The sequence below is a fragment of the Gordonia sp. OPL2 genome, assembly GCF_003797825.1.
Lineage (GTDB): Bacteria > Actinomycetota > Actinomycetes > Mycobacteriales > Mycobacteriaceae > Gordonia.
On the sequence record NZ_RKME01000001.1, the window covers coordinates 667,586 to 682,686 of the forward strand.

Consider the following 15,101-nt stretch of genomic DNA (forward strand, 5'->3'; position numbering starts at 1 on the left):
ATCAGTCCTGGTTGTCGTTGTCGGGACCGCCTACCGACGTGGTGTCGGCGGCCGATCCTGCTGAATCGTTCTCTGTCGAGTCTGACCGGTGACGGTCGAGTTTGGCGAATCGCGGGTCCGACGACAGTTCCTCGTCGAGATCATCGATGACGTCCACGTCAGGCAACAACGGCGCCAGGTCCGGCAATTCCGAGAGTGACGCGAGTCCCAGTCGCTCGAGGAAGAGCTCGGTGGTCGCGTACATCGTGGCGGTGGTCTGTGGGTCGGTCCCGACCTCGTTGATCAGGCCACGCGCGACGAGGGTACGCATGACGCCGTCGACGTTGACGCCGCGAATGGCACTGACACGTGCCCGCGACACGGGCTGCCGATAGGCGATGACGGCGAGGGTCTCCAGCGCGGCACGGGTGAGTTTGGACCGCGCGCCGTCCAACAGGAGCCGCTCGACATAGGGCGCGAACTCGGCTCGGGTGTAGTACCGCCACCCGTCGCCGGCGAACCGGAGATCCATACCGCTGTTGGCGGCCGTGAGCTCATCGGACATCCGCGTGAGCATCGTGCGGACACGCGCCACGTCCTGCTCGACCGCGGTGGCGAGTTCACCGGCCGTGACGGGAGTGTCGACCACCAGGAGCACGGCCTCGAGCGCCGAACGCAACCGGTCATCATCGAGGGCCAGTTCGTCGTCGACATCGACCTCCAGGACGCCCTGTCCCGGCGATGTATCCTCCTCGAATCCCGGCCCGCTCGCCGCGCTCCCGGTGTCCTCGGTCATCCGTAGTCCTCCGCCTTGTCCATCGTCAGATCCTCCACGTCCCGGTCCCCGGTCCAGATCACCTGGAGATCACCGAGCGCCTCGGGTTGCTCGAAGGCGACCGCACGCTCGCGGAACAGCTCGAGGAGTCCCAGGAAACTGCCCACCACCTCGAGTCCGCTCTCGCATCCGGCGACGAGATCGTGGAACGTCAGCCAGGAGCCGGGCCGTACCGTCAGCAATTCCGCGATCCGACGCGCCTGCGCAGGTACCGACACCGAGTGGACATCGTGCAGGTGATCGAGGCCGACGCTGGGCGTCGGGCGCGGTGTCATCGCCGACGCAGCGACCTGCGCGAATCGTCCGGCGTCGACGCCGAGAGTCACCTCGGGCAACAGGTCCTCGAACTGCTTCTCCAGCGATACCGCGCGCGGATAACGTTGTAGCGCAGCCGCTTCCAACTCCCCGAAGAGTGCTGCGACCTGCTTGTAGGCGCGGTACTGCAGGAGACGGGCGAAGAGCAGGTCCCGCGCCTCGAGCAGCGCGAGGTCCTCCGGGTCATCGACCTCTCCAGACGGGAGGAGCCGGGCGGCCTTGAGATCGAGCAGCGTGGCGGCAACCACCAGGAACTCGGTGGTCTGTTCCAGCCCCATCTCCGCACCCATCTCGCGGGTGTAGGCGATGAAGTCGTCGGTCACCTCGTGCAGTGCCACCTCGGTGACATCGAGTCGGTGCTGGCTGATCAGGTTGAGCAGGAGGTCGAAGGGACCCTCGAAGTTGCGTAACCGGACCTGGAAGCCGGTGGGCTTCTCCCCCGCCTCGGCCTCCCCGACGGCCGGGTCCGCCACTGCGTCGGCCACCTGTGCGCTTGTCACCTCCGCGCCTGCCACCTCGGGGTCGGCCGCTGAGCCGGGTGCATCCGGCTCGGTCACCTCCGCCTCGGCGAGCATGCCTGCGTCGTCGGACTCGGTCATGTGGAACGTGAATCGCGGGCGATGACCTCCCGCGCGAGCGCGCGATAGGCCTTCGCGCCCGCCGACTTGGGTGCCCACGAGGTGATCGGTTCGCCCGCGACACTCGTCTCGGGGAACCGGACCGTACGGCTGATGACGGTGTCGTAGACCGCGTCGCCGAAGACCTCGACGACCCGTGCCATCACCTCACGCGAGTGCAGGGTGCGAGCGTCGAACATCGTGACCAGGATGCCGCCGAGCGTGAGCCTCGGGTTGAGCCGGTCGCGGACCTTGTCGACGGTGTCGGTGAGCAAGGCCAGCCCGCGGAGGCTGAAGTACTCACACTCCATCGGGATCACCACGGTGTCGGCACAGGCCAGTGCGTTCACGGTGAGCAGTCCCAACGACGGCTGGCAGTCGATGAGAACGAAGTCGTAGCGGTCGAGCACCGGATGCAGGGCCCGGTTCAGGGACTGCTCGCGGCCGACCTCGGTGACGAGCTGGATCTCGGCGGCGGACAGGTCGATGTTGCTGGGCAACAGGTCCAGTCCCTCGACCCGGGTGCGCATGAGGACCTCGTCGGTCTCCACCTGCGGTGGGACGAGCAGATTGTAGACGGTCTGCTCCAGGTCGTGGTGAGGGACGCCGAGCCCGGCCGACAACGCACCCTGCGGATCGAGGTCGACCAGCAGGACCCGGCGGCCGTACTCGGCGAGGGCCGCACCCAGGTTGATGGTCGAGGTGGTCTTGCCGACCCCGCCCTTCTGGTTGCACACGGCCACGACCGTCGCCGGTCCGTGCCGATCGAGCGGGGTGGGCTCGGGGACCTCACGATAGGGCCGGCCGGTCGGGCCGATCTCGTTCTCCGCGCCGCTGTCCTCGTCGACGTCATGCGACGGCGTCACCGAGATCCGGTACTGGTCGTCGGCAGACCGCGGTGCCCCCGGGGTGCTCACGTGTCCGCCGCTCCCTTCTTCGCCGAATTGCTGGTCCCAGCGTAGTGCGTCGACGCCCTGATCCCGTGGCGCATCGCCGACGAACAGACCGGGCAGATATGGATCGCCGATCACCGGGCGCGGGGATGGGCCGTGGCGTAGACCTCACGCATCGTGTTCACGGTGACGAGTGTGTACACCTGCGTGGTGGTCACCGACGCGTGGCCCAGCAATTCCTGGACGACACGGACGTCGGCACCACCGTCGAGGAGGTGGGTCGCGAAACTGTGGCGCAGGGTGTGCGGTGAGACGGCCTTGTCGAGCCCGACACGCTGGGCGGCGTCGACCAGAACCTGCCAGGCACTCTGCCGGGAGAGCCGGCCACCGCGGGCGTTGAGGAACAACGCCGGGTTCGCACGACTCGCCAGCGCCGGACGTCCCCGCACGAGGTACGCATCGATGGCCTCGACGGCCGGCCCCCCGACCGGGACGACCCGCTCCTTGCCACCCTTTCCGGACAACCGGACCGCGCGTGTGTCGGTGTCGATGTCGTCGATGTCGAGTGCGATGGCCTCCGAGATCCGCGCGCCACAACTGTAGAGCAGCTCGAGCAGGGCCCGATCACGAAGCGCGCGTGGATGATCCGCGGCGCCCGCGGAGTCCAGGATCGCCAGGACCTCATCCACGGGCAGCGACTTGGGCAGTCGACGGGCCGGACGCGGTGGGCGGACCGCGTGGGCGACGTCGACATCGACGACGCCCTCGGCCGAGGCGAACTTGTGGAATCCGCGCACCGCCACCAGGGTCCGGGCGATCGAACTGTCCGCCAGCGGCGTCGTACCGCTGTCGGGGTCGCCACGACGCAGATCGACGAGGAACTCGCGGACGTCGTTCTCGGTCACCTCGGAGAGTCGGTCGATCCCCCGCGAGGTCAGGTAGAGACGGTAGCGCTCGAGATCACGACGATAAGAACTCACCGTGTTGGCCGCGGCTCCGCGCTCCACCGTGAGGTGATCGAGGTAGCGGGTGATGTGTTCGGCGGGATTCGCGGCGGACACCGTCGCCCCGGTCATCGCCGAGAGCGTCGGTCGCGCAGGGCCACCGGCTCGTCGGTCCAGGGTGCGTCGACGCCGCGCAGCGTGATGCCGCGGACATCGGCGGTGGCCACGGCGAGGATGCCCGCAACACTGGTCGCGTTCACGATCTCGCCGTTGAGCACGCGCCCGACTGCGTCGTCGAGGGAGACCCACTCCACCGACATGTCGGCCTCCTCGTCGTGCCGCTCGGACACGTCGAGCCGGTGCAGGCCTTCGGCGAGATACAGCCGCAACGCCTCGTCGGTGAATCCCGGGGACAACGCCAGGTCGACGAGCACCCGCCAGTCGTCGGCGGCCAGGTCGACCTCTTCGGCGAGTTCACGGCGCGCGGCCTCGAGCGGGGACTCCCCCGGTCCGCCGTCGAGGAGACCGGCGGGCAACTCCAGCAGCCTGCGACCAATCGGATGCCGGTATTGGCGGACCATCGCGATCCGCCCCGCCTCGTCGCGCGCGACGACGGCGACCGCACCGAAGTGTTCGACGACCTCGCGCTCGGCGACCCGTCCACCGGGCATGGCGACATCGTCGACCCGCAACGTGAGGATGGCCCCGTCATAGACCGTCCGGCTCTCGCGGACGTCGAACTCGTGACTGCCCGCGGTGTCGGGCGGGCGCTGCTCGTCTCCCGGATCGTGCACTGTGCCGCTCAAGCGCCGCGTACCTCGGAGTCCTCCAGGACTGCGTCGTCCTCAGCCGCCGCAGGACGGTCGTAGTCGCCGATGTCGACCGGCAGACGTTCGGCCGCCTTGTATTTCAGCGCCGCATCGATGAACGCACGGAACAGCGGATGCGGTCGCGTCGGCCGGCTCTTGAGCTCCGGGTGGGCCTGGGTGGCCACCAGGAACGGATGGACCGATGCCGGGTACTCCACGAATTCGACCAGATGCCCATCGGGCGATGTGCCGGAGAACACCAGACCGGATTCGGAGATCTTGTCGCGATAGGAGTTGTTGACCTCGAAGCGATGCCGGTGCCGTTCGGAGACATCGGTCGTCTCGTACGCATCCGCGACGACGCTGCCGGGCTGGAGAGTCGCCGGATAGGCGCCGAGCCGCATGGTGCCGCCGAGATCGGCCTCACCGGCGACGGCATCGGCCTGATCGGCCATGGTCGAGATGACGGGGAACGGGGTGTCCGGATCGAACTCGGTGGAGCTCGCGCCGTCGAGCCCGGCGGCACGGGCCGCCTCGATCACGACACACTGCAACCCCAGGCACAATCCCAGCAACGGCACACCGCGCTTGCGCGCGTAATTGATCGCGCCGACCTTGCCCTCGATGCCGCGGATGCCGAAGCCGCCGGGGATCAGCACCGCGTGGACATCGCCGAGGGCAGCCTGCGCACCCTCGGGGGTGGCGCACTCGTCGGACGGCACCCATTTGATCTCGGTACGGGCCTTCCACGCGAAGCCGCCGGCTCGAATCGCCTCGGTCACCGACAGGTAGGCATCGGGCAGGTCCACATATTTGCCCACCAGCGCGACCGTCACAGTCTCCCGCGGATCGTGCACACGCTTGAGCAGCTCGCCCCATTCGGTCCAGTCGACATCGCGGAACGGCAGACCCAGCTTGCGCACCACGTACGCGTCGAGCTGCTCGTGGTGCAACACCTTGGGGATGTCGTAGATCGACGGTGCATCGGGGGTCGAGATGACGCCCTCGATGTCGACGTCGCACATCAACGCGATCTTCTTCTTCAGACCCTCGGGGACCTCGCGGTCGCACCGCAGGATCAGGGCGTCGGGCTGGATGCCGACGTTGCGCAGAGCCGCGACCGAGTGCTGGGTCGGCTTGGTCTTGAGCTCCCCGGACGGCGCGAGATACGGGACCAGGGACACATGCAGGAAGAACACGTTGTCCCGGCCGACGTCGTGGCGGATCTGACGCGCAGCTTCGATGAACGGCTGCGACTCGATGTCGCCGACGGTGCCACCGATCTCGGTGATCACCACGTCGGGTGCCTCGCCGTCGGAGCCGGGTTCACGCATGGCGAGGACACGGGCCTTGAGCTCGTCGGTGATGTGCGGGATCACCTGGACGGTCTCGCCGAGGTACTCGCCTCGGCGTTCCTTGGCGATCACCGTCGAATACACCTGCCCGGTGGTCACATTGGCCGACTGCGACAGATTGCGGTCCAGGAACCGCTCGTAGTGCCCGACGTCGAGGTCGGTCTCGGCGCCGTCCTCGGTGACGAAGACCTCGCCGTGCTGGAAGGGATTCATGGTGCCCGGATCCACGTTCAGATACGGGTCGAGTTTCTGCATCGTGACCCGCAGGCCACGTGAGGTGAGAAGTTGTCCGAGACTCGATGCCGTCAGTCCCTTGCCCAGGGACGACGCGACACCGCCCGTCACGAAGATGTGTTTGGTGTCCGTGTGCACACGAAGTGGTCGCAAAATGCGTCTCCCGTCGGCCGATTCAGGCCAGAAAACCCTGATTACCTACGGGACTCCAGGGTAACACCTCGGTCGACGAACCACTGCCGCCACACCGACCGGGCGCCGTACGTGGCGCACGCCACGTACGGCCGCGCTCAGGCCGCCGGCCCGGACTCCCCGCCGACGGTGATCGCCCGAGCACCGGGTCCGGTGCCGTACGCGCCGGTCTTGCCGTCGGACTCCTGTGCGAGGACCAGGATTGTCGTGATCCGGCCGGTCTGCTGATCCACGTTGTCGACCGTGGAGACCGCGTTGCCGAGTGACGGGTCGGAGCGGACCACCGCGATCGGGGATCCCCCCGTCGCCGAACCCGTCCGACCGACGAGTGCGCCGCCCTGGCCGCGCGCCGCCATCGCGGCCGCCATCCGACCGACGAGTTGCCCCTGCGCGCCGGCGTCGCCGGCGAGTGCGTCGCCGGCGACCACGACGACCAGGTCGGCCTCGGATACCGCGTTGTCGGCGTACTGGATGAAGCCACCCTCGCGCAGTGCCTGCAGCCCGAGACGGGTGTCGCCGGCCGTGGCACCCGACTGGCCGTCGCGCCGGAGCGCGAGCGCCCCGATGAGGTCGCCGATCCGTCCGCCCGAGTCGGTGAGTTCGGCCCGCAGCGTCGTGCCCGGCGGAATGGTCTGGTCGACGATCGTGCGGAGTTGTTCGGCGTTCTGGTCCCGCACCAGCGCGTCGGTGAGGGCGATCTGACCGGAGAATCGCGCCCCGGCCGACGAGATCGACTCCTTCACCGCGTCGACATCGGGATCTGCGGCGTCAGGGGTGGTGACGACGAGGACCGACTGCCCCTTCAGGGTGCCGTCGATCAGTCTCGGCGCGACCGCCGCACCGAAGCTGTTGGCCGCGTTGACCTGCTCGTTGAGTTCGTCGCGTTGCTTCTCGAGGTCGCCGAGACGGTCCCGGGACGTCCCGGTGAGCGAGTTGACCTGATCACCGATGAACCCGGAACCGAGGAACAGCCCGACCGCGAGGGCCAGGAAGACCGCAACGAGCGAGATCGCGTGCTGCCGTGGAGAGATCATCGATCACCTGTTCCAGACGCCCTTGGCCCACTCGACGGCCTGGTGGTACTGCGCAACTGCCCAGTCGGTGACCTCCGGCCCCATGTTGGACAGCAGCACCGCGGCGATGACGGCGATGAGCGCGGCCAGGATCACGCAGGCGATCGCGGCCCCCGAGACCCTGCTGCGATAAAGTGTGGCAACGGCTTTCGCGTCGACGAGCTTCGGTCCGACCTTGAGCCGGGTGAGGAAGGTCGACGGATTGCTCTCGCGACGAGACCGATCGAAGAAGTCGTCGAGGGTCCCGCCGTAGCCAACGGTGACGATGAGGTCAGCTCCGTGATAATCGGCCAGCAACAAGGCGAGGTCGGAGGCCGAACCGGCGGCGGGGAACGTCGTGGCACCCACACCCAGGTCCTGGATACGTGCCAGACCGGGCGCGTGCCCATCGGTGTCGGCCGGAAGGACAAGTTGTGCACCGGATTTCAGCGTCGTCGTCTTCATGTCGTCCGGATCGCCGACGATGAGCGCCGGCTTGTAACCGGACTTGATGAGTGTGTCCGCACCGGCACCGACCCCGACGATCACCGGTGAGTATTCCTTGATGAACGGCTTCAGGGCGCGCAGGTCGGCCGCACGGTCGGGACCGTCACCGACGATGATCACATGCCGACCGGCGAGATCGACATCGACATCCGGCACACCGACGCCGTCGATCAGCAGCGGGGACTCGCTGCGGATGAACTCGATCGTGTTGCCCGAGAATGCCTCCAGATGATCGACCAGTCCCGTCTTCGCCTCGATCATCATGTCCGCGATGTCGCGTTCCTCGAGTTCGGTGCCCAGCGCCAGCCTGCGCTCCCCGACGTAGAGCCGGTCGTTGTGGACACGCAGCTTGGCGCCGTCCTTGACCCGCTTGAAGACCTCGTCGCCGACATTGTCGAGCAGGACGACGCCCGATGCCACCAGCACCTCGGGGCCGAGGTTCGGGTACCGCCCGGAGATCGACGATGACGCGTTGACGACGGCGACCACATTGGCCGCCACCAGCGCGTCCGCGGTGACGCGATCGAGATCGATCTCGTCGAGAATGGCGATGTCGCCGGGGCCGACTCGGTCGAGGAGCCGGCGGGTGTTCTTGTCGATCCTGGCTATTCCGGTGACGCCAGGGAGTTCGTCAGTCGTACGGGCAAGCAGGGCAGGCATCTTCATGACGCCCATGATTGACGGATCAACGTCCCGATCCGTGGAGGCGCGCCGCAACATCCGCAACTTTTGTCACACGAGTAACACCAGTCGCCGCGGACCCATGCCCACTCCAACCCTCATGTCAGCTGCGCGGCGTCCCATCGACCGACTTCTCGCTCTCGGCGGTGGCGAGCAGTTCTTCGGCGTGGGCGCGGCCGGTGTCGGAATCTCCCAGACCTGCCAGCATGCGGGCCAGTTCGGCCACTCTCTCATCGCGGTCGAGGGTCCGGACGGTACTCGTGTTCGGGCGGTTCTTCTTGGCACCGCCGGTGTTCTTGCCGATCACGAGATGGTTGTCGGCGAACGCCGCGACCTGCGGGAGGTGGGTCACGACGATGACCTGATGTGCGCGAGCGAGGCCGGCGAGCCGACGGCCGATCTCGACGGCTGCCCGGCCTCCCACGCCGGCATCCACCTCGTCGAAGACCATGATCGACCCGCTGGTCGGGGCGGCGAGCACGACCTCCATCGCGAGCATGACGCGCGACAGCTCACCCCCGGACGCCGATTTGGCGATCGGTAGCGGGGTGGCGCCCTTGTGGGCGAGCAAGGCGAACTCGACACGATCGGCACCGTCGGATCCGGCATGTGCCCGGCGACCGTCGAGATCGACGGCGAGGCGGTCGTCGTCGGCGGCCGGATCGAGCCCGACGTCGACGGCGAGAAGTGCATCGCCCATCGCGAGCCCGGCGAGTTCGGCGGATACCTGTGTCGCCATGGATTTGGCAGCGGTGGTTCGCCGTTTGTGCAGTTTCGCCGCGGCGTCACACACTTTCTCCCGCGCGGCCGACGCCGCGTTCTCGAGTTCGGTGATCGATCGGTGCGGGTCGTCGATCTCGGCCAACCTCGACTCTGCCGACGTACGCCACTCGATGACACCGTCGATGTCGGGAGCGTACTTGCGCACCAGCGCCTTCAGTTCGGCCTGCCGGTTGAGCAGCTTGTCGAGTTCCTCGGCGTCCGCGGGCAGATCGGCGAGGAACGACGCCAGTTCTTCCCCGACATCGGTGACGACGGTCAGCGCCTCGGACACACGCGGCAGCAGCTCACGGAGCGTGTCGTCGGCAGTGGCCTCCAGGATGCTGCGGACCTGACCGAGGCCCTCGATGACGGAAGCGCCGTCGCCGGTGACGATTTCGTGCGACTGCGCGCCCTCGGTGCGGATGGTCTCGAGGTCGGACAGCCGCCGGATCGTCGCGGCGAGCTCCGCGTCCTCGCCCGGAGCAGGGTCGACAGCGGCGATCTCGTCGATGCCGAACCGGAGACGGTCGGCTTCTTGTGCCAGTTCGCGGTAGTTCGTGCGTCGAGCCTCGAGGTCGTCGAGAATCGCCACCCATTCGTCGCGCGCGGCTCGATAGGTCCGCAGCGCACCGGCGACCGACGACCCGGCGAAGGTGTCGAGCGCGGCCCGCTGGTGCTCTGGTTTGAGCAGACGCAGCTGGTCGTTCTGACCGTGGATCGTCAACAGGTGGTTGGTGAGCCGCCCCATCACCCCGACCGGCACCGACCGGCCACCGAGGTGCGCGCGAGATCGTCCGTCGGAGTTCACCGACCGCACCGCGATCATGGATCCGTCGTCGTCGACGTCGGCCCCGGAGGCCTCCAGGATCTCCGCGACCACCGGATCCGAGATCGGATCGTCGGCCGCGGCATCGTGGCCGGACAGCCGGAAGCGCCCCTCGACGATGGCCTTGCTGTCGCCGGTCCGCACCCGGGAGGCATCCGCACGGGCGCCGGACAGCAGATGCAGACTCGTCACGATCATGGTCTTGCCGGCACCGGTCTCACCGGTCAGGACGGTGAAACCCGGATGAAATTGCGCCGATGCCTGTTCGATGACGCCCAGGCCTTCGATGGACAGTTCTTCCAGCACGTCAGGTAAGCCTCCCCCGCCAGCCTGTCACCGGTAGAGCGAATTTGGTCACGAGTCGATCGGTGAACGGTTCGGAGTCGATTCGCACCCAGCGCACCGATCGTTCGCTGCGTACGACCTCCACGCGCGCTCCGGCCGGGACGTCGATCCGTCTACGGCCGTCGCACAACGCCACCGCGGCCCGCCCGCCCTTGTCGATCTCCACCGCGATCCGCGACCGGGGACTCGTCACGAGCGGCCGCGCGAACAGTGCATGAGCGTTACTCGGAACCACCAGTATCGCCTCGAGGTCCGGCCACATCACCGGGCCTCCGGCGGAGAACGCGTATGCGGTCGATCCCGTCGGCGTCGACACCAGCACACCGTCCGCCCCGAACGCCGACACCGGACGCCCATCGACCTCGGTGACGAGTTCGAGGACACCGTTGTTCGTCCGGTTGAGGATCGCGATCTCGTTGAGCGCCCAGCTGCGGATCGGGGTCTCGCCCGGCCGGGCCGGGTCGATCACCGACACGTCGAGCGTCATCCGGGGCTCGACCCGATAGTCACGGTCGATGAGCTGGCGCATCACCTCGTCGACCCGGTTCGCCTCGGCTTCGGCGAGGAATCCGATGCGGCCCAGGTTGATCCCGAGCACCGGCACCTGGGCCGGGTACGCGAGTTCGGCGGCCCGCAGGAATGTCCCGTCACCACCGAGCACGATGACCACCTCGCATCCCTCCGCCGAGGCAGGCACGGCGGAGGTCACCTCGACGGCGGCACCGATGCTGCGCAGGTGTTCGGGGTCGACGGGGTGGCTCTCGGGTCGAGGTGGATCCGCGACCGGTACCTCGATGAGGGCGCCATGTTCCTCGCGGACCTTGGTGTCGTGGTCGACCACCCGGAGTCGGACACCGGCGGCCGCGCAATGGCGCGCGATCGCGTCCATCGTCCGCGTGACGATCTCCCGGCCGGTGTGGGCGACCACCAAGAACTCTCGATGGCCCGCCCGATCGGCGACCGTGTCGTTGGCCACAGTGGTCCCTTCGTCTGTCAACGGGGCCCGGTCTCGACCGCGTGGCCGATCATCTCGATCAGCCACGTGTCGTCCATGGGTCCCCCGGTAGAGTCCGCCCGGACATCGACCCTATCCGGCGCGGTCGGGTTCGCGTCGGACTGGTCGTCCGCCGGCTCGATGACCTCGCGTTCCTTGCGAAGCCATAGGAAATACTCGACGTTGCCGGACGGTCCGGGGAGTGGACTCGCGATGGCACCACGGGTCTCGAGCCCGAGGCGCGACGCCGCGCGGGCGACGGCCAGCACGGCATCGGCGCGCTGCTGCGGATCACGCACGACCCCACCGGATCCGACGCGGTCCTTGCCGACCTCGAACTGCGGTTTCACCATCGGAAGCAGGTCTCCGCCGACCCTTGTGCACGCCGCCAGCGCCGGCAGGACGAGAGCCAACGAGATGAACGAGAGGTCGGCGACGACGACGTCGACCGGACCATCAATCTGCTCGGGCGCGAGTCGGCGCACGTTGGTGCGGTCGTGTACCCGGACACGGGCGTCGTTCTGCAATCGCCAGACCAGTTGGCCGTACCCGACGTCGACGGCAACCACCTCGGCCGCCTCGCGCCGGAGCAGGACATCGGTGAAGCCACCCGTTGACGCCCCCGCGTCGAGACATCGCCGACCGGCGACCGAGAGTCCTTCGGGCCCGAACGCATCCAGCGCTCCGATCAGTTTGTGGGCGCCGCGTGAGGCCCAGTCGTCACCGACGGTCTCGGCGACGACGATCGGGGTGTCGCGGCCGACATTGGTGGCCGGCTTCGCGGCGAGAACCCCGTTGACCTTCACCAGGCCCTCGGAGATGAGGGTTCGGGCCTGCTCGCGCGATCTGGCCAGGCCGCGACGGACGAGTTCGGCGTCGAGGCGCGCACGTGGGGCCACCCCTCAGCAGCCCGTCATCGCGGATCGACATCCTCGAGGGCAGACGTCAGCACTTCGTGTGCGCGCTCGAGGAGTTCGGTCTGACGCGCCAGTGCGTCGAGATCGAAGGTGTCACCGGTGGACTGACGGACCTCGTCCACCTGGCGGAGCAGGTCGACGACGGCATCGGTGACCGCGCCGGGCTCGGTTTCGGGCTCCGCAGCGGGCGGATCGTCGTGCGCTGTGGACGGATCAGGTGTCGTCGACGCAGCGGGACCGGCGGTCCGCGGCATCATGTTCGGACCGGGACGCGGTGGACCCGGAACGGGCCCGCCGCCGGGTCCGTGCTCACGGTTCGGCTCGTCGAGATGGTCGGTCATGATGAGACCAACGCTAGCGCACACTCCCGACGCCGACCGATTCCAGCACACGGCTGATCTCGTGATTCGCACCGACCACACGGAGCAGCGATGCGTCGATCTGATCGTCGTCGACGGCCTGCCAGACAGCGGCAGCGAGCGCCGGGACCAGCGATTCGGTACGCCCGTCACCGTCGATGGTCGCGACATCACCGTCGAACGTCACGTGCCAGTCCGGTTGAGCCGCGATCCGGACCGCATCCACGTCGTGGAAGAGTCCGGTGAGGTCACCGATGACGAAGGTCGGGCGCTGTTCGGGTGGTGCCACCAGCAGGTCGGTTGCCGAGCTGACACCGGTGAGCACGAGTGCGCTGTCGACCCCCACCGAGTGGGCACCCTCGATGTCGGTGTCCAGCCGATCGCCGACCACCAGCGGGCGCGACGCGTTGCTGCGGGCGATCGCATCCGCCATCAACGGCGCAGCCGGTTTCCCGGCCACGAGGGGCTGTTGTCCGGTCGCATTGGCCACCGCCGCCACCATCGACCCGTTGCCGACGAGCTTGCCCCGCTCGGACGGAAGTGTCGCGTCGGTGTTGCACGCGATCCACAATGCTCCCGCGTTGATCGCGAGGGCCGCCTCCGACAACTGTGCCCAGCCGGTCTCCGGGGAGTGCCCCTGGATGACCGCGGCCGGGCGGTCGTCGGCGCTCCGCGTCACGCCGATGCCGACCTCACGCACCTCTTGAGCGAGTCCGTCGGTCCCGACGACGAGAGCGCGCGAACCCGGGGTGAGGTGCTCGGCGAGCAGACGAGCAGCGGACTGAGCACTCGTCACGACCTGTTCCGCGGTGGCATCGAAACCGAGTTCGACGAGGTGCGTCACGACCTCGGCGGGCAGCCGGCTGGCATTGTTGGTCACGAAATAGCGTGCGGTCGTGGTCTTTTCGAGCGACTCACGGGCTCCCGGCAGCGCCTTGTGCCCGGCGAAGACGGTGCCGTCGAGATCGAGGAGCAAGGCGTCGTAGCGGGATGCGAGCTCGATGTCGGTGGAGACAGACGATGGCGGCGTCGGCGTCGGATCCGTTGTCGCGGGGTCGGTCGACCACGCGGGGTCGCTGACCGTCGCCGGATCGGACCGCACTGCCTTCTCCGACACTGTCGCGCGATCAGACGGCGTCACTGCGGCTGACGTCGCGCCACCAGAGGCCGACGATGCGGGCGACACGGTCTCCACGTCACGCTGCGGGGCCGGTGCCGGCGCCGACGACGGCTCGCGAACCGCGGACTCCGCCGCCGCAGATGGCGCGACTGTGTCACCAGGGGCCGGATCCGAGGCCGCGGTCCGCTCGACGATGTCGTCGACCTGGTTGTCGCCGTCGCCGTCGCCGAAACCTTCGGTCAGTTCGACGAGTTTCAGTTCTGCATCGGTGACATCGTCGACGTCAGCGGACGCGGCGTTCATGAACCAGGTCATCGCGTCGTCGCTGCGGCCGGCAGCGTGCAGCGCCGACGCGTACGCGTAGTAGAGACGTGCGGGGCCGGTCCCACTCTGTCCGGGCTTGAGATCCGCGGCCTGTAGCGTCACGACGGCTTTCTCCGGCTCGCCGAGATCGATCCGCGCACCCGATTCGACGATGCGCATCTCGGTTGCCTCCTCGCCGGTGAGAGCGCGGCCGTCGTCACTCCGGGCGATCTCGATGGCCCGTTCGGGGCGACCCAGCCCGCGCTCGGAATCAGCGATGAGAGGCAGGAGCGCGGTGTTGCCGGTGATTCGTCGTGCCGCCCGGAGTTCCGAGGCGGCCTCCTGCCACTCCCCGGCGTTGTACGCGGCGATGCCCATGGTCTCGCGAACGAGTCCGACGCGACCGGCCCGGCGCCGCGCAGCCCGTGCGTGCTCGAGCGCGAGGGCAGGATCCTCTTCGAGCAGGCGCGTCACCATCACCAGGTGTCGGGCAACATTCTCCGCGTTGGCCTTGTCCAGTGTCAGCAGGTCACGGCGGACCTCGGTGTCGAGATCCGACGCCGCGACGTCGATCGGCAGGGCGGGCTCGTCCGGCCGCCCGGCGGAACCCGTGCCACGCGACGAACGCCCGCCGCCGGCCGCGCGGTCCGACCGAGGACCGGGATCGCGGCGAAAGCCGCCGTCGCGGCCACGACCGCCGTCACGTCGCGGAGTCCCGTCACGTCGCGGGCCACCGTCACGGCGGGTAGCGCCTTCACGTCGCGGGTTGCGGTCACGCTCGTTCATAACAGCCAATCTATGCCTGGGGCGGGAGGGTCGTCAGCAAATGATTCCACGAGCAGTTCGACAGCGCATGCAGCATGCATCCGCCGAGGACGTCATGGAAATGCCAACGGCCCCGTATCCGATCGAAATCGAATACAGGGCCGTTGGTGAAATTGTGTTCGGCGGTGTCCTACTCTCCCACACTGGTTAGGGTGCAGTACCATTGGCGCTGGAGGGCTTAGCTTCCGGGTTCGGAATGGGACCGGGCGTTTCCCCTCCGCTATGGCCGCCGTAACT

13 protein-coding genes and 1 rRNA gene are annotated in these 15,101 nt (G+C 68.1%); all 14 read right to left on the reverse strand.

From position 1 onward, the window contains the following. Nucleotide 1 precedes the first annotated feature (1 nt). The 14 genes from scpB to rrf all read right to left on the reverse strand — a co-directional run bounded on the left by scpB (nucleotide 2) and on the right by rrf (nucleotide 15,098). Nucleotides 2–775, reverse strand: coding sequence for an SMC-Scp complex subunit ScpB (scpB, locus tag EEB19_RS02975; protein WP_187582984.1), 774 nt, complete (start codon nucleotides 773–775; stop codon nucleotides 2–4). After that, the gene (locus EEB19_RS02980; protein WP_187583114.1) at nucleotides 772–1,704 is read right to left on the reverse strand and encodes a ScpA family protein; all 933 of its coding nucleotides are present in this window, start codon (nucleotides 1,702–1,704) and stop codon (nucleotides 772–774) included. Before EEB19_RS02980 ends, scpB begins: the two co-directional genes overlap by 4 nt. 20 nt (nucleotides 1,705–1,724) lie before the next feature. Next, complete coding sequence (locus EEB19_RS02985) at nucleotides 1,725–2,663, reverse strand: ParA family protein (protein ID WP_187583115.1); 939 nt, start codon at nucleotides 2,661–2,663, stop codon at nucleotides 1,725–1,727. A 110-nt stretch (nucleotides 2,664–2,773) separates the two neighbouring features. Continuing rightward, nucleotides 2,774–3,715, reverse strand: a complete 942-nt coding sequence (gene xerD, locus EEB19_RS02990) for a site-specific tyrosine recombinase XerD (protein ID WP_187582986.1) — start codon at nucleotides 3,713–3,715, stop codon at nucleotides 2,774–2,776. Next, nucleotides 3,712–4,389: an NUDIX hydrolase gene (locus EEB19_RS02995; protein ID WP_262365386.1), complete on the reverse strand. Its 678-nt coding sequence runs from the start codon at nucleotides 4,387–4,389 to the stop codon at nucleotides 3,712–3,714. The genes xerD and EEB19_RS02995 overlap by 4 nt, the downstream gene beginning before the upstream one ends. Beyond that, nucleotides 4,386–6,134, reverse strand: a complete 1,749-nt coding sequence (locus EEB19_RS03000; protein WP_187582988.1) for a CTP synthase — start codon at nucleotides 6,132–6,134, stop codon at nucleotides 4,386–4,388. The genes EEB19_RS02995 and EEB19_RS03000 overlap by 4 nt, the downstream gene beginning before the upstream one ends. Nucleotides 6,135–6,271: 137 nt before the next feature. Beyond that, a complete protein-coding gene (locus tag EEB19_RS03005; protein ID WP_187582991.1) occupies nucleotides 6,272–7,207 on the reverse strand; it encodes a copper transporter in 936 nt (311 codons plus the stop codon). Between the two features lie 3 nt (nucleotides 7,208–7,210). Next, nucleotides 7,211–8,392, reverse strand: coding sequence for a putative cytokinetic ring protein SteA (steA, locus tag EEB19_RS03010; protein ID WP_187583117.1), 1,182 nt, complete (start codon nucleotides 8,390–8,392; stop codon nucleotides 7,211–7,213). Between the two features lie 124 nt (nucleotides 8,393–8,516). Beyond that, entirely contained in the window at nucleotides 8,517–10,307 is a 1,791-nt protein-coding gene (recN, locus tag EEB19_RS03015; protein WP_187582993.1) for a DNA repair protein RecN, read from the reverse strand. Between the two features lies 1 nt (nucleotide 10,308). Next, a complete protein-coding gene (locus EEB19_RS03020) occupies nucleotides 10,309–11,322 on the reverse strand; it encodes an NAD kinase (protein ID WP_187582995.1) in 1,014 nt (337 codons plus the stop codon). 17 nt (nucleotides 11,323–11,339) lie between these two features. Further along, nucleotides 11,340–12,239, reverse strand: coding sequence for a TlyA family RNA methyltransferase (locus tag EEB19_RS03025; protein ID WP_187582997.1), 900 nt, complete (start codon nucleotides 12,237–12,239; stop codon nucleotides 11,340–11,342). A gap of 14 nt (nucleotides 12,240–12,253) precedes the next feature. Next, nucleotides 12,254–12,598: a hypothetical protein gene (locus EEB19_RS03030; RefSeq protein WP_187583118.1), complete on the reverse strand. Its 345-nt coding sequence runs from the start codon at nucleotides 12,596–12,598 to the stop codon at nucleotides 12,254–12,256. 13 nt (nucleotides 12,599–12,611) lie between these two features. Next, nucleotides 12,612–14,825, reverse strand: a complete 2,214-nt coding sequence (locus tag EEB19_RS03035; RefSeq protein WP_187582999.1) for an HAD-IIA family hydrolase — start codon at nucleotides 14,823–14,825, stop codon at nucleotides 12,612–12,614. 156 nt (nucleotides 14,826–14,981) lie between these two features. Further along, nucleotides 14,982–15,098, reverse strand: a 5S ribosomal RNA gene (gene rrf / locus EEB19_RS03040). Nucleotides 15,099–15,101: the final 3 nt, after the last annotated feature.

Bases quoted from the DNA above. Each gene is read 5' to 3' on its own strand.
- xerD (WP_187582986.1), bottom strand. From the start codon at position 3,715: ATGACCGGGGCGACGGTGTCCGCCGCGAATCCCGCCGAACACATCACC.
- EEB19_RS02980 (WP_187583114.1), bottom strand. From the start codon at position 1,704: ATGCTCGCCGAGGCGGAGGTGACCGAGCCGGATGCACCCGGCTCAGCG.
- EEB19_RS03030 (WP_187583118.1), bottom strand. From the start codon at position 12,598: ATGACCGACCATCTCGACGAGCCGAACCGTGAGCACGGACCCGGCGGC.
- EEB19_RS03005 (WP_187582991.1), bottom strand. From the start codon at position 7,207: ATGATCTCTCCACGGCAGCACGCGATCTCGCTCGTTGCGGTCTTCCTG.
- steA (WP_187583117.1), bottom strand. From the start codon at position 8,392: ATGCCTGCCCTGCTTGCCCGTACGACTGACGAACTCCCTGGCGTCACC.
- scpB (WP_187582984.1), bottom strand. From the start codon at position 775: ATGACCGAGGACACCGGGAGCGCGGCGAGCGGGCCGGGATTCGAGGAG.
- EEB19_RS03035 (WP_187582999.1), bottom strand. From the start codon at position 14,825: ATGAACGAGCGTGACCGCAACCCGCGACGTGAAGGCGCTACCCGCCGT.